Raw genomic sequence first — 21,019 nt, 5'->3', positions numbered from 1 at the left:
GAGCCAACTGACATGGGCATCAAGCGCATCGGCAAGCATCTACTCGAGCACCACTGGCGGGCCCGGCGGGTCTTTCCGCGGAAGGTACTGACCGCGATCGAACAGGCGATCAAGACGGGCGAGGCCACCCACTCCGGCCAGGTCCGTTTTGTCGTCGAAGGCGCGCTGGATGGCAAGCCGCTGTTTAAGGATCAACCCGCGCGGGAGCGCGCGCTGGATATTTTCTCGCATTTGCGGATCTGGGACACCGCCCATAACAATGGCGTGCTGATCTATCTCTTGCTGGCCGACCGCAGGGTCGAGATCATCGCCGATCGCGGCATCGATTCGAAAGTGGGCGCTGCGGGCTGGGAGAAAATCTGCAAGGCGATGGAGACCGATTTCAGGTTTGGGCATTTTGAATCAGGCGTCATCAAGGGCATCGAGGCGGTATCGCGCGAGCTCGCCGCGCATTTTCCGAAACAGGGCGTGGGGCCGAACGAACTGCCCGACGCGCCGGTGGTGATCTAGTTAGCGAACTCTTAACGATAATGCTTTTCAGCCGGCCGCGATGGTTGCGAACAACCTTTTTATCACCCTCGGGCCGATAGGGTTTCCGCCAGCATGGTGCCTCTCCACCGGGATCCTCGATGATCTCCAAACCGGCACCAGGATGGGACGATGCGCGCATACGACGGCCCTGTGGCTGAAACCCCGGATTTCCTGCTGGCAGCGCTCGAGCGGGCGAATGAGGCCGTGGTGATCGTCGATCACGACCTTCGCGTCACCCATTTTAACGCGGCAGCGGAGCTGATCTGGCAACTGGACCGCGCCGAAGTGCTCGGTCGGCATGTAAGCTATCTCGGACTGAAGGACCTGGCTGTCGCGACGCCGGCCTCGGATCAGGGACGCGGCTCCGAGATCGCGATCCACCGCAAAGACGGCAGCCGGATCCTTGCTGCGCTGTCGCTTTCGCATGTCGAGCTCGGCGGTCAACGTCGCATGATCGCACTCGTTCGCGACATTGCTTCAGAGGTCGACCAACGACAAAGGTTGGCGCTGCTCACACTGGTCGCCGACACCACCAACCGCGCCGTCGTTGTCACCGATCACGATCTGAACATCGTCTACACCAACGCCGCGTTCACAGGGATGTTCGGATATTCGCCCGAGGAAGCGAAGGGACGCCAGGCGAGCGAGCTGCTTATCGGCCGCGATACCGACCGCAGGACGCTGGCGAGGCTGCGCCGCCGGATCGGCGACGAAAATGGCGGCGAGGAAGAAATCCTCTCTTACGACAGGAGCGGCGACGAAATCTGGCTATCGGCCAACGTCCAGACCTTCCGCAACCGGCGCGGGCGGCTCAAATACATCTTCGCGCTTCTGACCGATATCACCGAGACCAAGCAGTTGCGTTCGCTGCAGCAGTTGATCATGACCGCGCTGGCCGATGAAATCCCGATCGCCGATATCGCCGACCGGCTGTGCCGGCGTGTCGAGGAAATCGCGCCCGACGTGGTTTCTTCGCTGCTCCACATCGACGCCGGTGGATTGGTTCATCCGCTGGGCGGTCCCAGTCTTCCCGACGACTATTCCCGCGCGCTCGACGGCATCGCGATTGGTCCCGATGTCGGCTCCTGCGGATCCGCGGCATTTTACGGCAAGGCGGTGCTGGCGATGGATCTCGACACCGACCCGCGCTGGCAACCCTACAAGACCCGCCCGCTTGAGGTAGGTCTACGCGCCTGCTGGTCGACGCCGATCAAGTCCAAGGACGGCCGTGTGATCGGAACTTTCGCCTTCTATTTCCGGGAATGCCGTGCGCCGAGCCGCTGGCATCAGCGGATCGTCGACGCCTGCGTCCATCTCGGCGCGCTCGCGATCGAGCGCAAGGAAGCCCGCGCGCAGATCGCGCGGCTCGCTTACTACGACATGCTGACCGGCTTGCCGAACCGCACCCATTTGCGGAACCTGATTGCCGAAGCGATCAAGGCCTGTCCCGCGGGAAAACAGGTCGCGCTGGCGTTTCTCGATGTCGACAATTTCAAGGACGTCAACGATACGCTCGGCCACTCCGCCGGCGACGAATTGCTGGTCCAGTTTGCGCAATGCCTGCGTGCGCAGATTCAGCCGGGTGACTTGCTGGGGCGGCTCGGCGGCGACGAATTCGTCATCGTAATGCCGAACCGTGACGCCGCGGCAGCCTCGGTGGTCGCCTCGCGGATCACCGAGGCTTTGGTCGCACCGCTGTCGATCGGAAGCAGACAGGTGCCGATGTCCGCCAGCATCGGCATCAGCATCTATCCGGATAACGCGATCGACATCGATGCCTTGATACAACAGGCCGATGCGGCGATGTACCAGGCGAAGCAGGCCGGCCGTTCCACCTATCGCTTCTTCAGTGCCGACATGAACCGGCTCGCCGAGCAGCGGCTCCTGCACAGCGCGGCGCTGCGCAGCGCGATCGCAAATGATGGGCTCAAATTGCACTATCAGCCGCAGATCCGCACCATCGACGGCGCCATCCACGGCGTCGAAGCGCTGGCGCGCTGGCATGATCCCCTGCTCGGCGAGGTTTCGCCGGCAAAGTTCATCCCGCTGGCAGAGGAGTGCGGACTGATCGAGCAGATCGGTCTGTGGTCGATACGCGAGGCCTGCCGGCAAATGGCGGAGTGGCGCAAGGGCGGGCTGGATATCCCCTGCGTGTCGGTCAATCTGTCTCCGATCAATTTCCAGAACGTCAATCTCGCTTCCGCGGTCGCCGAAATGCTGGCGGATCATGGCCTGCCGCCGGACGTGCTGATGCTCGAGATTACCGAAGGCGTGATCATGAACGAGCGCTCGGTCGCGATCGAGACCATGAATGCCCTTCGCGAATTGGGCGTGGGGTTGTCGCTCGACGATTTCGGAACCGGCTATTCGAGCCTCAGCCGGCTGGCGCATTTGCCTATACGCGAATTGAAGATCGACCGCAGTTTTATGCGCGACGTCGAGAAGGATCCCAGCGCGCGGGCGATCGTGACATCAGTGGTTCGCGTCGGCCAGAGCCTGCAGCTCACCGTCGTCGCCGAGGGCGTCGAAACCGACGGACAGCGAAATCTGCTGGCGATACTGGGATGCGACGTCGTTCAGGGATTTCTCTATGCCCCGGCGCTGTCACCGCAGGCGTTCGGGCGTTGGCTATTGGACCATAGCGCCGAGCGGGCGCGGGTGATGCTCGCCCGCGTCGGCCGATCCCTGGCCGAGCCGCCGGCCGGTGACACAACTCTATCCGTCGTCCCGGACAAGCGAGCCAACGGGTCGCGCGAACGCGCGCCCGATGACAGGCTCCGCGAGCGCTGATCCGGGACCCATAACCACCGATGCGCGGTATTGTGCAGGCTGGAGCCCCAGCTTTGCACGACAACAAACATTTGTGGCTATGGGTCCCGGCGTTCGCCGGGACGACAAGTTACGCCTTCACCGAGGGCCGTTGTCCGACGCGCGCGAACCAGGCCGCGATGTTGGTGTTGGCGGGATCGAGCGGCTGGCCGACCTGGTTGCCGAAATCGATCCAGCAATAGAGCAGGATGTCGGCGAGCGTGAAGCGGTTGCCGCACAGATATTCCTTGCCCGCGATCTGGCCGTTGAGCCATTGCAGCCGGTTGGCCGCAATCATCTTGAGACCGGGGGAGGCGTCGGGTGCGCAGGGGATCCGCTTTTCGAAGAATTTCAGCGCCTCGCCAAAGCGGTAACCGTTGGCCAGGGGCTCGGCGATGTTGAGGTCGACGCGCCGGGTCCACATCCGGCATTCCGCGCGCTGTTCCGGCGTCGCGCCGATCATCGCGGGTGAGGGGTCCTTCTCCTCGAGATATTCGCAGATCGCGATAATCTCCGACAGATAGCTGCCGTCGTCGAGTTCGAGCGTCGGCATCTGGCCGTGCGGGTTGCGCTTGAGATGCTCGGCTTGACGGTTTTCGCCGCCGCGCAGGTCGACGGTCTGCTTGGGCATCTCGATGCCCTTCTCCGCCATGAACATGCGGACAATCCGCGGGTTGGGTCCGATCGAGTCATAAAGTTTCATTGTTTCCCCCTTGTTGTTCTTCAGCCCTGCCGTTGGCTGCTTTGTGCAGACCGCACGCCCCGTCGTCAAATCGATGAGACGCGCCTCACGTGTCGTCGAGCTTGTTGAGGTCGCGCACCGACTGCATGATCGGCTCGAAATTCGAGCGCGCATCGAGCGCGTCGAACAATTGCGCGGTGTCCGACAACAGCGTGTGCGAGCGCTGGATCGCGATCCGGACATCGTCCTGCGGCGTATCGGACAGCCGGCCGTGGCCCGATAACAATATCTTGGAATTCAATCCCTTCAGCCGCTCCAGCGACTGGATGTAATCGGCGATAGAGCCCGAGCCGAACACCCCGCCCATCACGCCGCCCGGCATCAGCGTGTCGGCGGCGAACAGCAATCCCTTTTCCGGATCGAACAGGCTGATGCAGGCCGAGGTATGGCCCGGCGTATACATCACATTGAGACGGAAATTACCGAGGTCGATCAGATTGCCCTCTTCAAGCCAGATATCGACATTGATCGGCACATTCGGCTCGTTGAACATCTTGCGCAGCATCGAAAAATCGTCGCGCAGCATGATCTTGTTGGCGGCAAGCCGGTGCGCGGCAATGATGGTGCGGTGACCGGCGAAATGATAGGCGGCGCCGATATGGTCGAGATGTTCATGGCTGAGGATCACCATGTCGATTTTTTCCGGCGGACAGTCGAGGTGATGCAGGCATTCGAGCAGGGCCGGAAAATTTGACGACAGCCCGACGTCGATCATGATGGTTCGGGATTTGCCGCGCACCAGATAAGCATTCGCCGCGCGGTTCTTGAAGCGGATCTGGTAGACGTCATCAGCCGCTTGGATCAGCGAGCAGACGTCGTTGTTCAAGAGCGTCGGAAACGGACTTGGCTTGCGGTCGCTCATGGATTGGCGGCCCGGAAGGTGACGGCGTTGGACGCCCTCAACCGCTTGGAGAGCGCATCCATGATCATCAGCGCAAACGCCGGCTGCTGGCTGACGAGATAGACGAAGCGGGCGTGATTGATCCGCATCACGCGTGTGTGCGGCGATGCCGCGATCGCGGTCGCCGAACGCGACGAGCCGTCGATCACCGCCATCTCGCCAAAAAATTCGCCCTTGCCCAGCGTTACGATCACGGTCTTGCTGCCGCCATTGATCTTGGCGATCTCGACCTGGCCGTCGAGCACCACGAACAATTCGCGCCCGGTCGAGCCTTCCTCGAAAATGACGTCGCCTACATCAAATTCGTTGATGCATCTTTCAATGGCCATCCTGTCCCCCGCCGTTCTGGCTGGTGGCCCATGTTAGTCGGGAAATCCGGCGGCGCAAACGAGGCAGGCGGGCCCGTCAGGCCTTTGCCGCAGGGCAATATGGCAACAACCGGACACGCGCCGCCATGCCCGCTCCATGGTCCAGGCCCAAATCCGCCCCGGAATATCTCCTAAAATTTCGGTAAGCCGGGGTGACCAAGCGATGCCGGTAACGATTTCGCAAGCAATGAAAGTTACCAAATAGTCAATCTTTCATGGAGATTTTGACGTGAGCGAACAACTGGCCGAGCAGAGCAGCGGTGAACCCGGTTCCCTCCATGCCGGGCCGGACGTTCCCCATTCGCAAGGCGCCCAGGGCGCGCCGGTGGCGGCCTCGGTGCAGGAACCGGAGAGCCCGGAGAGCGTCGATTCCCCCCAGATCGCGCCGGATCACGAGGCTCCTAAGACAGACGCGCCAAAAGCCGAGGCACCAAAGGTCGAGGCATCCGAACCGGCCGCGCCGCATATGCCTGGCAAGCTCATGATCATGTCACCCGGCGATCGTTCCTGGGACGGTGACAAATCGGGCACGAAGGCGGAAACCGAGCCGGCCTCCGGCATGTTCGGCAAGCGCCGGTTCGCCGCGCTTGCGGCTGTGGCGGCGCTTGCGACAATTATGGGGGCGTTGGGCGGCGCGCTGGCGACTGCAGGCTATGCGCGTTTCGTCGGCGGCGTCGAGCAGGCATCCAATAACAACGGCGCACTGGAAGCGACCGTGGCGCGGATCGATGCCGATATTCTGGCGCTGAAGGCCAGCGTCGAAAATACCGCAAAACTCGGCATGAGCCAGTACAACAAGACCAGCGACCGCCTCGACCGGGTCGAGAAAGCGCAGGTCGAGCCGGCCGCGAAGCTCGCCAGGCTCAGCGAAGCCGTCGACAAACTGCGCGCCGCGTCACAGGCTGCGACCGTCGCCGCCGCCGCGCCGGCCCCGGCAAAGGAAGTCACCGGCTCGATCGCGCCGCCTGCAAACGCATTGCCGGGCGCGGCCTCTGCGGCCAAGACCGAAGTCGGAAGATTGCCGACGGTGGAGGGGTGGGTGCTGCGCGACGTCTCCCATGGCGGTGCGCTGATCGAGGGAAGGCAGGGCATCTACGAAGTCTATGCGGGCGACCCCGTCCCGGGCCTCGGCCGGGTCGACGCCATCCGCCGTCAGGACGGCCGCTGGGTGGTCGTGACCACCAAGGGCCTCGTGGTCGCACGCTAGCCATGGCGATCCCGAAAGACATGCCTTCGGAGGTGATCCGGGTGTGGCCACCGGTAAGCTGAACTTTGTCAAGCGTGGCGCGACCAATCCTCAATCGCGTGAGGGCCAACAGGTGAGCGAATTGGAATGGTGGAAGGAGCACCAGCGACTTTGGAACCAGTTGGTTCCAAAGTCCGGCCAAGCGGACACCGTGCAGGGCGAACTCATTCGCTGTACTGGCAGGTTCTCGGACGAGGCATACCGGAACGGAAATGTGAACTGGGATGCAGGTCACGAACAGATGCTCGATTTCGTCGAGCGGACCTTGAACCAGGCAAATACGTTCGACGAAACGCAGAAAGCGAAGGTTCGGGAAGCTGTTCGATCGATACGAGAGAGCATTGACGGGCCTGACCTGTCAGGCCACGGCAGCGCCCTCTATCTGCTCAGCGAAATGGCGGTACGCTGGTGCTTGGCAAATCCGAAACCCGTCCCGCACGCGAAGAACCCCGATCTGAAACGATGATTGGCCGCGAGCGCCTTGAATAAGCCTCGTCGCGCGGTGTTTGTCAGGACATGGGCCGGACCTTGAGATTTCTCGTTGCCTTCATTCTACTCTGCATTCTACTCTGCGGCGTTCTGCCTCCGCGCAATGCGCAAAGCGCGCCGGCGCTGGAACGCGGCGCCGCGATCACCGACCCCGCGGCTTTGCGCGAGCTCGATCGCGGGTTGTTTGGCCTTAACCGCGTCATGCTGCCGATGCGGTCGGCTGACACTCCGCTCACGGGTAGCCAGTTGTTCGCGCTGCCGCCGATGGCGCCCGTCCGCAAGGCGCTCGACGAGGAATTCGATCGATACACTTCAAGGCACAAGGCTGATCTTCCCAACGAGAGCATCAGCGTTGGAGATTCATTCGCCTTTCAATTGTTCGATCGCGCGCAGCTTTATTCCGATCGCTCCCGCTTCGTGTTGGCCGGCATCGTCAACCGGATGGACCGCGCGTTTGTCGCGCCCGATACCTGCGGTGAAATCCGGCTGATCTACCGACTGACGCGCAATGACATGCCGGAGGCGCCGGGCGAGGGCGCGGCTTCGCCACGGCTGCCGATGACGCTCAACGTCGTGCTGAAAGCCAAAGGCGATCTTGCCATCGACGGCAAGGGTACGGCGATCACCTGTGCCGACATCGCCCGCCGCTGGCTTGCCGCCGGCGACTTGACGCTGACAGGTGCTGCGCTCGCGGAAAAACTGACGGCGAAAGACGGGCCGCTGGAACTGGTTCGGCCCGAAAATATCGACCGCATCGAAACTAATCTCCAGATCGCCCATGCGCCGAAATCCGACGTCCGCGATTTCCGCACCGACTATCTATTGAAAGTGTTTGATTACAATGCGCACTCGAAGGAGTTCGAGCAATCTCCGCTCGAGAACCAGATCGACCGCGAACGGATCTTGGCGGATGAAAATCTCAAGCGCGAGTTCAAGGCGTGGCTGCTCGACCCCGCGCACTTCGTCGAGCTCGACCGCGGCACGATTTTGATCCCCGAGAAATTTCTCGCCACCGGCGCGATCGCCCCAACCCCGGTCGGATTTATGAATTCGAACCTGCAGCCGGCCTTCGGCCTCGTGCAGGGCGACGAAGGGGCGGCCAATCCTGTATTTGCCGAAAGCGATGTCGTAGCGGCGCTGAAAAAGGCCGCCGAGCGCGGCATCACGCCGCAAAATATCCGCTCGGTCGCGGGCTTTGAGCGTCGGCTCAACGACGTCACCTGCGCCGGCTGCCACCAGACCCGCGGCATCGGCGGCTTCCATTTCCCCGGCGTCGACTGGATGGCCGTAAAACCCGACAATTCAATTGTGGTGCCGGCCTCGCCGCATTTCTTCGGCGACCAGATCCGCCGCCGCGATATCTTGACCGCATTCCGCGACGGCAAGCAGCCGGATTTTTCACGCGGCTTCTCCAGCCGGCCGCAAACGCGCGGCAATACCGAACTCGCCGGCACCGAATATCAAGACGGCTGGGGCGCGCATTGCTATCTCCCGCGCCCCAACGCCGCCGACAACGACAAAAGCTTCAGGTCGTGGACCTGCGCCGCGGGGCTGGCGTGTCAGGTTGCCGGCCAGACATCGCGAATGGGGATGTGTTTCGTCAAATAGCGCGTCCAACGCTGCGATGAGCTAGATTGACAGTGGTCTCACTAATCGTGTTTGATCCCGGTAACAATAAGCCTGCCGGGAGGAAACATGGACGACGTCATCATCGTCGGAGCCGGCATCGGTGGGCTCACGCTCGGCCTTGCGCTGCACGCGGCCAAAATTCCCTGCCGGATTTTCGAATCGGCCGCCGAGATCAGGCCGGTTGGCGTCGGCATCAATCTATTGCCGCATGCGACCAGGGAGCTCGCGGCCCTCGGCCTGGAAGCCGATCTGGCAAAAGTCGCGATCGCAACTGGTGATGCGACCTTCTTCAATCGCTTCGGGCAACTGATCTATCAGGAGCCGCTGGGGTGCGCGGCGGGCTATGAGCATCCGCAATTCTCGATCCATCGCGGCGATCTGCAGATGGTGCTGCTCGACGCGTTTCACGCTCGCGCGGGCGCAGATCGGCTGAACACCAGCCATCATTGCACAGCCGTCGAGCAGGACGCGACCGGTGTCAGCATGCATTTTTCCGACGGACCGGGGGGCGCCAGCCGCACGACCGTACGCGGCCGCGTCGCGATCGCCTGCGACGGCATCAACTCGGCGATCAGAAAGCAGTTTTTCCCGGAGGAAGGCGAGCCGCGCTATTCCGGCGTCAACATGTGGCGCGGCGTGACGCGCTGGAAGCCGATCCTGTCGGGCGCCAGCATGGTGCGGGCGGGATGGCTGTCGCACGGCAAGATGGTGATCTATCCGATCCGCCCCATCGGCGCCGACGGCTTGCAGCTCGTCAACTGGGTCGCTGAAATCGAAACGCCAACCTATCGAAAGCGCGACTGGAACCGGCAAGGCGCGCTCGATGATTTCATCGGCGCCTTTGCCGACTGGCATTTTGACTGGCTCGATGTGCCGGCGTTCATTCGCGCGGCCGATAGCGTGCTGGAATTTCCGATGGTCGATCAGGACCCGCTGCCTCGCTGGAGTTTTGGACGGGTGACGTTGCTTGGCGACGCGGCCCATCCGATGGTGCCGCGCGGCTCCAACGGCGCTGGACAAGCGATCCTCGATGCCCGCGCGCTGACCACGGCGCTATCTGTGAACAACGATCCGGTCGCAGCGCTTTCGGCTTACGAGAAGCAGCGGCTGGAAGCCACCACGCGGATCGTTCTGACCAACCGCACCAATCCGCCCGACGCCATCCTGCGCGAAGTATTTCAGCGCACAAGCGACCGGCCTTTTGCCGATATCGACGAGGTCATCAGCCGCGACGAGCTGGTCGCGCTGTCCGAAGGCTACAAGCGGATTGCGGGTTATTCGAAAGAGGCATTGCGCGGGTGAAGAACCAACAAGTCGCGCCGCCGTCATTGCGAGCGAAGCGAAGCAATCCATTTCGCAGCAGAAAGAGAAGGGTGGATTGCTTCGTCGCGGAGCCTGTCATCGGGCGCGCATTTCGCGCGACCCGTTGGCTCCTCGCAATGACGATAGAGTTTTTCCAGGGGAGGGAACAATGGCGATTTCTCAAGATGGTGGCCCGATCGACGTCGCTGACTTCATCGACAACCAGCCGGTCGGCGGATTTCAGATCGGCCTGCTCGCGACCTGCGCGGCGGTCTTGATCCTCGACGGTTTTGATACCACGGCGATCGGCTTTGTGGCGCCGCGGCTCGCCAGGGAATGGAGCCTGACCAAGGGCGCGCTCGGCCCGGTATTTTCGGCCGGCCTGTTCGGGCTGATGATCGGCGCGCTGGTGTTCGGACCACTCGCCGACCGCATCGGACGCAAGCGGATCATCATCCTGAGCACGCTTGCCTTCGGCCTCGGCGCGCTCGCCACCGCCTTCGCCCGCGACGTCAACACGCTGCTCGCGATCCGTTTCCTGACCGGGCTCGGTCTCGGCGGCGCGATGCCGAATACGATCGCGATGACCTCCGAATTCAGCCCGCGCCGCCGCCGCGCCACCATGGTGATGATCATGTTCTGCGGCTTCTCGCTGGGCGCCGCGCTGGGCGGGCTGCTCGCGGCGGCGCTGATCGAGCCGTTCGGCTGGCGCGCGGTGTTTGTCGTCGGCGGGCTCGCGCCGCTTCTGCTGGTGCCGATCCTGGCGTTTTGGCTGCCGGAATCCGTGCGGTTCCTCGCGCTCACCGGGCGCGCCAACGAGCGGGTCGCGGAATTGCTTAGGTTGGTCAGCCCGAAAGTTGCGTTCGCCCCGGCGACCACGTTCGTCGTGCACGAACCCGGGCTCGCCGGCATGCCGGTGCTGCATCTGTTCAAGGACGGACGAACTCTGGTGACGCTGTTGCTGTGGGTGGTGTTCTTCATGAGCCTGCTCGATCTTTATTTCCTGACCAACTGGCTGCCGACCGTGCTCAACGATCTCGGCGCCTCGGAATCCGGGGCGGCGGTGATCGGGTCGATGTTGCAGGTCGGTGGCGTGGTCGGCGCCCTCGCGCTCGGCAGCGTCATCGATCGTTTCTCGTTTCGCGCGCTGGCGCTGGTATATTTCATTGCCGTTTTTTCGATCGGCGCGATCGGGCAGCTCGGTCATTCGGTTGTCTTTGTTACCATGGCAATCTTCGTCACCGGGTTTTGCACAGTCGGCGGTCAGATCGCCGCCAACGCGCTGGCGGCCGGGTTTTATCCGACCGCGGTCAGGGCGACCGGCGTCGGCTGGGCGCTCGGGATCGGCCGGGCCGGCTCGATCGTCGGGCCGCTGGTCGGCGGCTGGCTTCTGACCATGAAATGGAGCCCGGCGGCGGTGTTCATGGCGGCAGCTAGCGCGGCCCTTTGCGCGGCGCTGGCGGCGTTTTTCCTGAGCCGGCTTGCCGGCATGGGAGGAAGCAGCCGGGAGACCGCGGACGCGCCGGCCGCGTTCGAGGCACCCTTGCGTCCATCGACGACGGTGGGGGCGTAGGTTAGTCTGCGATGCGGGAGCTGACCGGACCAGGCTGACGGGTGCGAGGCGGAGAGCGGGCGATGAACGACGACAGCAAAGAGCGCAATCGTGAAATCGCCCAGAACGAAGCCGAACGCCAGACCGTCAGCGACATCAGAGTGAGCGTATGGGCGATCGCGGTCGCCGTGATCATCGCCCTTGCCGCGATCGGCTGGGTGATCCTGATCCGCAATAGCTAAGGCAGTTCTCATTCCGTGGCTTCATCCTTCGAGACGCCGCGCAAACGCGCGGCTCCTCAGGATGAGGTCCTAAACCCTCATGGTGAGGAGCGCGGCAACGCCGCGCGTCTCGAACCATGTGGCCTCGATGTACGGCTGGCGCGAACCCGAATAGATCCCTACGCATGATGCGTGAGCCGCTTGCCCGGTAGCAGATCGTAAGCCGACCGCCAACCCGGCAGGCCGGCGACGCGCCGCAGCCAGGCGCTCACCGCCGGATGCGTGGCCGCAAGATCGTATCCGGTCTCGTCGCTCGGATAGTGCAGGTAAGCGATCATGGAAATGTCCGCCACCGTCGGCCGGTCGCCGATGGCGAACGCGCTTCGCCGCAGATGTTGCTCGAGGATGCCGAGGAAGTCGTCGAGGCGCTTTCGGAAGTACGCCAGCACTTGCTGATCGGGAGACGGCGTGAACGTCCGGTGGTAGCGATAGGTCGCCATGTAGCCGGTCAGCTTGTGGTTATCCCAGAACAGCCAGCGCAGCACCTCGAAATTCTCGGCAGGAGTCTCGCCGCCAAACCGGCCATATTGTTCGGCGAGTTTTAGGAGGATCGGCGCGGTCTGGGTCAGGCGCACGCCATCCTCTTCCAGCACCGGAATTTCCCCCATCTCGTTGACCGTCTGCCGCCACTCTTTCGTCCGCGTCGCGCCGCCGGCGAAATCGGTCCACACCGGCTCAAAGCTATGGCCGCAGAGCGTGAGCATCAGCGCCAGCTTGTAGCTGTTTCCCGATTCGGGGAAATAATGCAGCCGGTAGGTCGGCATGTTTACGCCCCTCTCAAGCCACCGCGCCCGAGGCCCGCAACTGCTGGATCGCCGCCTCGTCGTATCCGGCCTCGCGCAGCACCTCATCGCTGTGCTCGCCGATGTCGGGCGCCCGCCGCGGCTGCACCTTCTTGCTGCCGTCGATAAAGATCGGGCTGTTGATGGTGAGCATGCCGTCGCCCTCGCGTGGCACCAGCACCTCGTTGTCGATCATCTGCTGATCATGGGGAATATCGTCGAGGATACCGACCACGCCGAACACCAGCCCGTTGCCGTCGAGTATCTTGCGCCATTCGGCGAGGTCTTTTGTGGCAAAAATCTCGTCGAACAGCTTTATGAGTTCCAGCGACCGCTTATGGCGGTCCGGCTTGGTGGCGAATCTGGGATCGCTGACGAGATCCTCGCGCTCCAGGCAGCGCGCCAGCGTCGGCCATTGCCGGTCCTCGTTGAGCAGCGACAGGATCAGCCAGCGGCCGTCCTTGCATCGGTAGTGATTGGTCACCGCGTTCAGCGCGTGCTCGCGCGGGCGGCGCTCGCCGAATTTCGCGCCCACCAGTTTGGCTTGCGCCAGAATGCCGTTGGCCCAGATGCCGTTGGCCATCAGGTTCGAACTGACATGCGACCCCTTGCCGGTGCGCTCGCGCTTGTAGAGCGCAGTCACGATCGCGCCGTACAGCGCCATCGCGCAGGGGTGGTCGCCCATGCCGGCGACCGAGCGCGCAGGCGTCGTGGTGGTATCCGCGCGCACCAGATCCATCAGGCCGGAGCGCGCCCAATAGGCGTTGCTGTCGAAGCCGGGTTTGTTGGCCTCCTCGCCCTTCTCGCCATAGCCGGTGAACGAGGCATAGATCAGGCGCTCATTGAGCGGCGCCAGTTTTGCGTAGGTCAGCCCGAGCCGCTCGCGCACCGCGGGCGGAAAATTGGTGATGAAGACATCCGCCTCGCCGGCGAGGCGGTGCAGGACCGCCTGTCCCTCCGGCTTGGAAAGGTCGAGCGCAAGGCTTCGCTTGTTGCGGGATTCCAGCATCCAGGCGAAATTGTGCGGAGAGTGCGGATATCCCGGCAGGTTCGGCAGGTTGCGATAGGGATCGCCCGTACCGGGTGGCTCGATCTTGATCACCTGGGCACCAAAATCCGACAACACCGTCGCGGCCGCGGGCGCTGCGATAAAACTCGCGCAGTCCAGAACCTTGAGGCCTTCGAAAATGCCGTCTTCCATGGTCAGCTCGCTCCCGTGACGTTTTGCTCGTGTTGTTCCGTGTGCTGGAATTTTGCGCGGTAACAATCAATGTCGGGCGCCATTTGACCATGTTGGTCGCGCGATGCAACGGCAGTTTTTCCCCGTCATTGCGAGGAAGCAATCCAGCTTCTCGCTCCAAAAGCTGGATTGCTTCGCTTACGCTCGCAATGACGGAGAAACCCTATTTTCCGATCGCCTTGATTTCCGTCTGCAGGGCGTCGACCTGGGTGCGGATCGCGTCGACTTCCTTTTGAAGCACCGAATTGTCCTGCTGGATGGCCTCGCTTTCCGCTCTCGCCGCAGCAAGCTCGCCTTGAATGTCTTCCTGCTCCCTGCGGGCGAACTCGTGGCAGGCCTGGATGCCTTCAAGCCGGGCCGGATCGTCGGTAGGCGTTGTCGGTTCGCAACGGACGGTTGGGTTGTTCTGCTTGGCGAGCAGTTCGCCGATGCGGGCGCGGTTGGCCACCGTCCGGAATTTCAGGCTCTCCTGCCGGCTGCGGATTTGTGACCCGTTCATGCGGGCCTTCAAATTGTCCAGCCGGCCCTGGATCAGCGCCACCTGATGCTGCCGCTCATTGGTCCGCAATGCAGTCGTCACCACGACACCGAGCAGCCCGATCGAAACGACGAGGCAGAAAATCGGCAGCAGCAGAGTTTTGAAAGACCTGTCCGCAGGCGCGGCCTGATATTGCTTGCGCCGGGCCTTGTCCAGCGCCGCGGCCAGAAAGGAGAGCGAGGAAACCACGACGACAACGGCGCAGAACACCAAGATGAACGCGCCGCCGTCTGCAAACACCGAGACGCGGCCGCCATCGGTTTTTTGCAGCGCCAGCATGATGAGGGCCACGGACAGGATCGCCTGGCTGACGCCAAGCAACAGATAGTGGCGGAAGGAGACGGTCTTGCGCACGGCCTGGCGCATCTCAGCCGCCGTGATCCGCTGATCCGTGCGCGGCAGGCCGGCCAGCAATGGTTGCAACCGGCGCGCGGTCGGGCGGACGGAAACCAACGCGGCGGCATAAAGCCAGATCGGGACCAGCGCCAGCATGACGACAAAATCCCTTGGCGTCGGATTGTGATGGCCGGAGAAGTGAGCGAGCGCTGCCGTACTGATGCCGATCAAACCCGCAAATATCACCCAAAACACGGCCTGGCTTCGCGCCGTGATGATCGCGAGCAGTTTTGTCTTTTGCGCCTCGTCGACCAGATAGAATCTGGCGCGGCCGAGCACCCATGGGTTCGGCGCCCGGAAAACATAGCCGTCCGGCACCTTCTTGAACATGATCGCTTCGCGATTGTCGGCCATTGCTTCCTCCCTCGCGCTACCGCGCGAGCGGTTTTCGAAGGATGGTCGCAAGATCCGGCGATTTGGTTCGTGATGTCGATCACGGTTCCCGGCAGCAGGGCAGCCAGCTATTCCCTGTCGGTCATCAGCGCGGCGTTGCCGCCGGCGGCGGCCGTGTTGATGGTCACGGTCTGTTCGGTCGCAAAACGCGTCAGATAATGCGGGCCGCCGGCCTTCGGGCCGGTGCCCGACAGCCCGTGGCCGCCGAACGGCTGTACCCCGACCACCGCCCCAATCATGTTGCGGTTGACATAGACGTTGCCGACCGAGAGGTGATCGATCACGCCCTCGATGGTGTCGTCGATGCGGGAGTGAATGCCGAGCGTCAGCCCGTAGCCGGTGCGCTCGATGGATTGCAGCACGCGGTCGAGATTTTCGGCGCGGTAGCGCACCACATGCAGGATCGGCCCAAACACTTCCTCGGTCAGTTGCCCCGCGTCGGCCAATTCGAAGATGTGCGGCGCGACGTAATGGCCCGGCGGCGCGATCCCTTCGAAATGCACGCGGGCCTCGCGTTTCATGCGCGCGATATGGCTTTCCAGTCGCTGTTTTGCCTCGGTGTCGATCACCGGCCCGATATGCGTGGCGAGTTCGCGCGGATCGCCGAGCGCAAGTTCGCTAGCTGCGCCCGCGATCATTTCGATCATGCGGTCGGCGACGTCGTCCTGGACGAACAATAACCGCAAGGCCGAGCAGCGCTGGCCGGCGGAGCGAAACGCCGACGTCACGACGTCGTCGGCGACCTGCTCGGGCAGCGCGGTCGCATCCACGATCATGGCATTGATGCCGCCGGTTTCCGCGATCAGCGGCACGATCGGGCCGTCCTTGGCGGCGAGCGTGCGATTGATCGACCGCGCCACCTCGGTCGAACCGGTGAAGACGACACCGGCGATATCGGGATGCGCCGTCAGCGCCGCGCCGATCGTGCCGTCGCCGGGCACAAGATGCAGCACTGAAGTGGGCACGCCGGCTTCGTGCAGCAACCGTATCGCCTCGGCCGCGATCAGCGGCGTCTGTTCGGCGGGTTTTGCGACCACCGTATTGCCGGCCATCAGTGCTGCGGTGATTTGCCCGGTAAAAATCGCCAGTGGAAAATTCCACGGCGAGATAGCGACGAAGGCGCCACGGCCGCGCAGCAATAAGACATTGCTCTCGCCGGTCGGCCCCGGCATGGCGTCGCCCGCGCCGAACAATCTTTTGCCCTCAGCGGCGTAGTAACGGCAGAAATCGGCCGCCTCGCGGACTTCGGACAGCGCGTCGTCGAGTGTCTTTCCGCCCTCGCGTTGCAACAGCGCGATGAAATGCGCTGCGTTCTCCTCCAATAGTTCCGCGGTTCGCTCCAGGATTCTTGCGCGCGTCTCGGCGGGCGTTCGGCTCCAGGATGCAAATCCCTTGCGCGCGGCGGCGACGGCGTCATTCGCTTGCTCCGGTGTCGCATCGACGACGGTCCCGACCGAAATTGCCGGATCGATCGGGCTCGCGACCGGCCGCGGCGCGCCGGTTCCAGTTTTGCCGTCGATGAGAGGCGCAGCCATAACGGACCCGGTTTGCGCCGCGACCGCCGAGATCAATCCATCCAGCGCGGCGCGCTCGCCGAATTCGATGCCGCGCGAGTTCTGGCGCTGCGGCTGATAGAGATCGCGGGGAAGTCGGATGTTGGGATGCCGCGCGTTGTCGGGCGTACAGACGATATCGGTCGGGCGCCGCAGCAGCGTCGCGACGGGAACCGTATCGTCGGCGGCGATCGCCACGAATGACGAGTTGGCGCCGTTTTCCAGCAGACGCCGCACCAGATAGGCCAACAGATCACGGTGGCTGCCGACCGGCGCATAGGTCCGGTACGCCAGCGCCGGAAAATCATCGCTCAGTTGCGCGTACAGCGCTTCGCCCATGCCGTGCAGGCGCTGAAACTCGAAACCGCCTTTGTCATCGACAAGTTCGAGCACGGTCGCGACTGTCAGCGCGTTGTGGGTTGCGAATTGCGGGAAAATCCGCGGCCGCAGCGCCAGCATACGCTGTGCGCTGGCGACATAGTTCAAATCCGTCATCGCCTTGCGGGTGAAGACGGGATAGTCGTCGAGCCCGCGCTCCTGCGCGCGCTTGATCTCGGTGTCCCAATAGGCGCCCTTGACGAGCCGTACCATCATCCGCCGGTTGTGCGCCCGCGCCAGTTCGTCGATGGTGCCGATCACGTCATTCGCGCGTTTCTGGTAGGCCTGGATCGCAAGCCCAAAGCCGTCCCAGCCCGCAAGAGATGCGTCGCTGAACGCCGCCGTGATCACCGCAAGCGATAGTTCGAGCCGGTCGGCTTCCTCGGCATCAACCGTGAAATTTAAATCGAAAACTTTGGCGCGCTGCGCCAGCTCGATCAGCCGCGGCACCAGCTCACGCATCACCCGCCCGCGGCTTGATGGTTCGAAGCGCGGATGGAGCGCCGAGAGTTTTACCGAGATGCCGGGACGATCGGGCAACGGCCGGTCGTCGGCGGTGCGGCCGATGGCTTCGATCGCACGGGCGTAGGAATCGAAATAGCGTTCCGCGTCCGCCGCAGTGCGCGCGCCTTCGCCGAGCATGTCGAAGGAATAGCGCGCGTGACCCTCCGAATCCGGTTCGGCGCGCGCCAGCGCCGCCTCGATCGTCTCGCCCAGCACAAAATGGCTGCCCATCAGCCGCATCGCCTGCCGCGTCGCGGCGCGCACGGCGGGAACGCCGAGCCGTTTTGCCAGCCGCCCGATGGTTCCTTCCGGCGTCTCGCCGGGTTGAATGACCCGCGCCGACATGCCGAGCGCCCAGGCAGACGCATTGACCAGGAAGGCGCTGGACTTGGTTTCGTGGTGCACGAAATCGCCTTGGCCGAGCCTGTCCTCGATGAACTGGTCGGCGGTGCGCGCATCCGGCACCCGCAACAGGGCTTCGGCGAGCACCATCAGCGCCAGGCCCTCTTTGGTCGAGAGCGCGAATTCGCGCAGCATGTCCTCGACGCCGCCGAGGCGGTCGTCATTGGCGCGGATCGCCTCGATCAGGCGGGTCGCGGTGCGGTCGATCCGCCCGTCCTGTTCCGCCGTTAGCCGCGCTGCGGCAAGCAGCCGGGCCGCGATGACGCCGTCGTCCGGCGCGTAAGGCGCCGCAAATGGCGGATAGGTTGAGGAATCGGCATTCATGACACACTTCAGGTTTTCCGCGAGCCTATCATGCAACCGGTCTTGGCATCGCGAAACCGCTGCGATAGCTTTTGCCGGGTTTTTTTGGCTGGGAAGTGCGACGACGGATGCGGCTTAAGGGCAGGCGGGAACGATCTGGCAGAGCGAGTGCCCTGACGGTTTGCGCGTCTGCCGTGAGCTTGATCGGACTAGCCTCGATCGGAGGGGCCGTGCCGGCTCTCGCGGCCGAATTGAGCGCGCCGCAGGCGGCGCTGTACTCGACGGTGTCGATTTTCCCGCCCTCGGCGCAGCGCATGACGGTCTGCTACGGCTTCGTCTGCCGGCGCCGCGAGATCCTCGATTTCAAGCCCGGCGACCGCGCGGCCCTGACAAAAATCCTCGCCGCCGGCAAAGCATCGGCGGCGGCGGAGCGCGCGGCGGTGCAAAAAGCCGTGATCTGGTTCGATCGCCGCATGGGGCCGGTGATCGGAACCGAGAAGCGCGTCGCCAAGGCGGACATCCGCGCCTTCGACGACAAGCACAATTACGATTGCTGGGACACCACCCGCAACACCACCAGCCTGCTGTTGGTGCTGCAGGAATGGGGTCTCTTCAAATATCATGTGGTGGGCGACCCGCATTATCGCGGCAACGCGCTGGTGTTCCAGACGCCACACAACACCGCGGTGCTGGTCGACCGCGCCACCAAGGTCGAGTGGGTCGTCGACATGTGGCCGCGCGGCTATTCGGAGCCGCCCGATGTCATGACCGTCGAACGATGGGTCACGGAAGACTGATCGGCTTTACGCAACGCGCGCGGAAGCGGTGCCCGCCCCGCCGAACGTTCGCAATGTCTGAGATTTCCTGAAAGCCGCACTCCCGGATTATCTCCGAGAGGGCGCTGTCACAGCCCGCGCGCCTGGCGTCAAACCTTGAGGTTTTCGGCCGAGGTCTTGCCGCGATTGGCAACTTCTTCGTATTCGACCGTCTGTCCTTCGTTGAGCGTGGAAAGACCCGCCTTCTCAACCGCAGAAATATGAACAAAAACGTCCTTGCCGCCAGTGGAGGGCTGGATGAATCCAAAACCCTTGGTCGCGTTGAACCACTTCACAGTACCTTTAGCCATCACGTCGTCTCCGCGGGCGCAAAAAAACAATAGCGAACTGCTGGTCCCCGCAAACCGGCCATGCCCGACGCGCGCACGATACGCGGTATGTGCGGGGCATGATAGCGCAAACGACACATCGATTTCAGGGGAAAACCATCTTTTCGCGGGGCATTTGCCATTTTTGCCGCCTTCGCGCGCCTTTGTTGCGGCGAAACAAAGGCAAGCCGGCCAATTACAATTTTACCAGGTCGCGAGCACGGGCCGTCCCGGGCTCCGATTGCGGGCCCGCGAGAGGCGGACCTGCGATCGAATTTGTCGTCGCGGTTTCGTCATCGGCATCGTTTGATGCCACGCGGCGCCGGACTTCGGACGGCTCGTCCTGCCGCTTCGACCATGAGATGTAATAGGCGATCAGCGTCATGATCGCGATGCCCGCCGCGCTGACCAAAATCTGCGCCGGCACGGAGTCCGAACTTATCGTCAGCGCCAAATGGCCGACAAACGACAGGAACACGCCGGCGCAAAATACCGCGAGCGACTCTTCGCCGCATTTGATGATGGGCGCGAGGATTTTCCATTGCAGCCCAACCCAGTCCTTCGCCACCAATCGCGTCACGATGAACGCGAGCACGATAAAATGCAAAAGCCGATAGGGGGCGAGATTGGTCTTGTCACTGGGATTGAACGCGTCGACGAGCCACGCCGGCAACATGCTGCCGAATTCCGGAAATCGCCCCGCCATTGTCATCACGAAGGCAAAGGTGAGGTAAGCAATCCCGAGATAAAGCAGGGTCGGCCACTTGAGAATAGCGCGGCATTTTTCCAGCCCGCCGAGCGCGAGCCAGCTGCCCAGCACGAACAGCAATTGCCAGCAGAACGGGTTGAAGGACCAGTTGCCATCGGGAAACGACGGCAGATTCCAATCGAACGTCCTTGCGGCGAGATAGAGCGCTATCGACGCGGCCAGCGTCAGGTCGGGCCAAAGCAGCATCATCCCAAGCACCGGGGGGAGGCACGCCATCAAGATGATATATAGCTGCAGGACGTCGAGGTTGAGCGGCTTGGATTCCAGGAACAACCCGTGGATCAAGGTCCGGACCGGATGATCGACCAGGCCGGTGACATTGAATTCGGTGATGATGTCGGGCGCGGCATATTGTGCGGCGACGTGGGTGATGGTCACGACGTAAATCACGAACAGCACGATGTAGGCGGCATAGAGGTGCCCGACGCGTTTGAACAGCCGGGTCCCACCGACAATGAAGCCGCGTTCCATCATGATCCGTGCGTAGACGATCGACATCGCATAGCCGGCGATGAAGATGAAGATCTCCGCGGCGCCGCTGAATCCAAAATTCCGGATCGTGAACAGGTTCACGACATTGTGGGGAATGTGATCGACGAAGATGAACCAGTTCGCCAGCCCCAGAAAAAGATAGAGCCGCGGATCGCGACCGCGCGCGGCGAGAATAGCTTTGATATCCATGGATGCGGCCCGGTGCCGTAGCTTTTTCGAAATCGATGATTCGTATGGTCGGGAATCGTAGCGCAGACGCGCACCCGATCCCAATCG

The 21,019-nt window shown here is 62.9% G+C and carries 18 protein-coding genes; 9 read left to right on the top strand and 9 right to left on the bottom strand.

Annotated features, from left to right (window positions below):
• Nucleotides 1-12 precede the first annotated feature (12 nt).
• Both B5526_RS12235 and B5526_RS12230 read left to right on the top strand, forming a co-directional pair.
• Nucleotides 13-510: a TPM domain-containing protein gene (locus tag B5526_RS12235; RefSeq protein ID WP_079538413.1), complete on the top strand. Its 498-nt coding sequence runs from the start codon at nt 13-15 to the stop codon at nt 508-510.
• 150 nt (nt 511-660) lie between these two features.
• Nucleotides 661-3,321 carry an EAL domain-containing protein gene (locus B5526_RS12230; protein WP_079538412.1) on the top strand — a complete coding sequence of 887 codons (2,661 nt, stop codon included), beginning with the start codon at nt 661-663 and terminating at the stop codon, nt 3,319-3,321.
• A 109-nt stretch (nt 3,322-3,430) separates the two neighbouring features.
• Here the strand turns inward: B5526_RS12230 and B5526_RS12225 are convergent, their stop codons facing one another.
• From B5526_RS12225 to B5526_RS12215, 3 genes are all read right to left on the bottom strand, one after another.
• Nucleotides 3,431-4,042, bottom strand: a complete 612-nt coding sequence (locus tag B5526_RS12225) for a glutathione S-transferase family protein (RefSeq protein ID WP_079538411.1) — start codon at nt 4,040-4,042, stop codon at nt 3,431-3,433.
• 85 nt (nt 4,043-4,127) lie between these two features.
• Nucleotides 4,128-4,943: an MBL fold metallo-hydrolase gene (locus tag B5526_RS12220; RefSeq protein ID WP_079538410.1), complete on the bottom strand. Its 816-nt coding sequence runs from the start codon at nt 4,941-4,943 to the stop codon at nt 4,128-4,130.
• Nucleotides 4,940-5,311, bottom strand: a complete 372-nt coding sequence (locus B5526_RS12215; protein WP_079538409.1) for a Crp/Fnr family transcriptional regulator — start codon at nt 5,309-5,311, stop codon at nt 4,940-4,942. Before B5526_RS12215 ends, B5526_RS12220 begins: the two co-directional genes overlap by 4 nt.
• A 268-nt stretch (nt 5,312-5,579) precedes the next feature.
• Between B5526_RS12215 and B5526_RS12210 the strand changes: the two genes are divergently transcribed.
• From B5526_RS12210 to B5526_RS38440, 6 genes are all read left to right on the top strand, one after another.
• Nucleotides 5,580-6,557 (top strand): hypothetical protein, encoded by a 978-nt coding sequence (locus tag B5526_RS12210; protein ID WP_154071276.1) that lies wholly within the window; start codon nt 5,580-5,582, stop codon nt 6,555-6,557.
• A gap of 43 nt (nt 6,558-6,600) precedes the next feature.
• Nucleotides 6,601-7,062, top strand: a complete 462-nt coding sequence (locus B5526_RS12205) for a hypothetical protein (RefSeq protein WP_079538408.1) — start codon at nt 6,601-6,603, stop codon at nt 7,060-7,062.
• Between the two features lie 50 nt (nt 7,063-7,112).
• On the top strand, nt 7,113-8,693 hold the full coding sequence (locus B5526_RS12200) for a hypothetical protein (protein WP_079538407.1): 1,581 nt from the start codon (nt 7,113-7,115) through the stop codon (nt 8,691-8,693).
• Nucleotides 8,694-8,780: 87 nt separating this feature from the next.
• Nucleotides 8,781-10,016: a flavin-dependent oxidoreductase gene (locus B5526_RS12195; protein ID WP_079538406.1), complete on the top strand. Its 1,236-nt coding sequence runs from the start codon at nt 8,781-8,783 to the stop codon at nt 10,014-10,016.
• Between the two features lie 169 nt (nt 10,017-10,185).
• A complete protein-coding gene (locus B5526_RS12190; protein ID WP_079538405.1) occupies nt 10,186-11,589 on the top strand; it encodes an MFS transporter in 1,404 nt (467 codons plus the stop codon).
• Between the two features lie 62 nt (nt 11,590-11,651).
• The gene (locus B5526_RS38440; protein ID WP_172842035.1) at nt 11,652-11,810 is read left to right on the top strand and encodes a hypothetical protein; all 159 of its coding nucleotides are present in this window, start codon (nt 11,652-11,654) and stop codon (nt 11,808-11,810) included.
• Between the two features lie 158 nt (nt 11,811-11,968).
• On the opposite strand, the gene B5526_RS12185 is transcribed toward B5526_RS38440, so the two are convergent.
• The 4 genes from B5526_RS12185 to putA all read right to left on the bottom strand — a co-directional run bounded on the left by B5526_RS12185 (nt 11,969) and on the right by putA (nt 18,359).
• A complete protein-coding gene (locus tag B5526_RS12185; protein WP_079538404.1) occupies nt 11,969-12,613 on the bottom strand; it encodes a glutathione S-transferase family protein in 645 nt (214 codons plus the stop codon).
• A gap of 13 nt (nt 12,614-12,626) precedes the next feature.
• The gene (locus B5526_RS12180) at nt 12,627-13,832 is read right to left on the bottom strand and encodes a CaiB/BaiF CoA transferase family protein (protein ID WP_079538403.1); all 1,206 of its coding nucleotides are present in this window, start codon (nt 13,830-13,832) and stop codon (nt 12,627-12,629) included.
• Between the two features lie 202 nt (nt 13,833-14,034).
• A complete protein-coding gene (locus tag B5526_RS12175; RefSeq protein WP_079538402.1) occupies nt 14,035-15,159 on the bottom strand; it encodes a hypothetical protein in 1,125 nt (374 codons plus the stop codon).
• Nucleotides 15,160-15,266: 107 nt separating this feature from the next.
• The gene (putA, locus tag B5526_RS12170; RefSeq protein WP_079538401.1) at nt 15,267-18,359 is read right to left on the bottom strand and encodes a bifunctional proline dehydrogenase/L-glutamate gamma-semialdehyde dehydrogenase PutA; all 3,093 of its coding nucleotides are present in this window, start codon (nt 18,357-18,359) and stop codon (nt 15,267-15,269) included.
• A gap of 107 nt (nt 18,360-18,466) precedes the next feature.
• Here putA and B5526_RS12165 point away from each other — a divergent pair, with 107 nt between their 5' ends.
• Entirely contained in the window at nt 18,467-19,135 is a 669-nt protein-coding gene (locus B5526_RS12165; protein WP_244562276.1) for a hypothetical protein, read from the top strand.
• A 128-nt stretch (nt 19,136-19,263) separates the two neighbouring features.
• Here B5526_RS12165 and B5526_RS12160 read toward each other — a convergent pair whose 3' ends face one another.
• Together B5526_RS12160 and B5526_RS12155 are read right to left on the bottom strand one after the other, a co-directional pair.
• Nucleotides 19,264-19,464, bottom strand: coding sequence for a cold-shock protein (locus tag B5526_RS12160; RefSeq protein WP_079538400.1), 201 nt, complete (start codon nt 19,462-19,464; stop codon nt 19,264-19,266).
• Between the two features lie 214 nt (nt 19,465-19,678).
• A complete protein-coding gene (locus tag B5526_RS12155; protein ID WP_079538399.1) occupies nt 19,679-20,932 on the bottom strand; it encodes an OpgC domain-containing protein in 1,254 nt (417 codons plus the stop codon).
• Between the last annotated feature and the right edge of the window lie 87 nt (nt 20,933-21,019).

Source organism: Bradyrhizobium lablabi, assembly GCF_900141755.1.
Taxonomy (GTDB): Bacteria; Pseudomonadota; Alphaproteobacteria; order Rhizobiales; family Xanthobacteraceae; genus Bradyrhizobium; species Bradyrhizobium lablabi_A.
The sequence above is the reverse complement of the archived record's forward strand: the minus strand, read 5'-3'. Positions and strand labels throughout refer to the sequence as shown.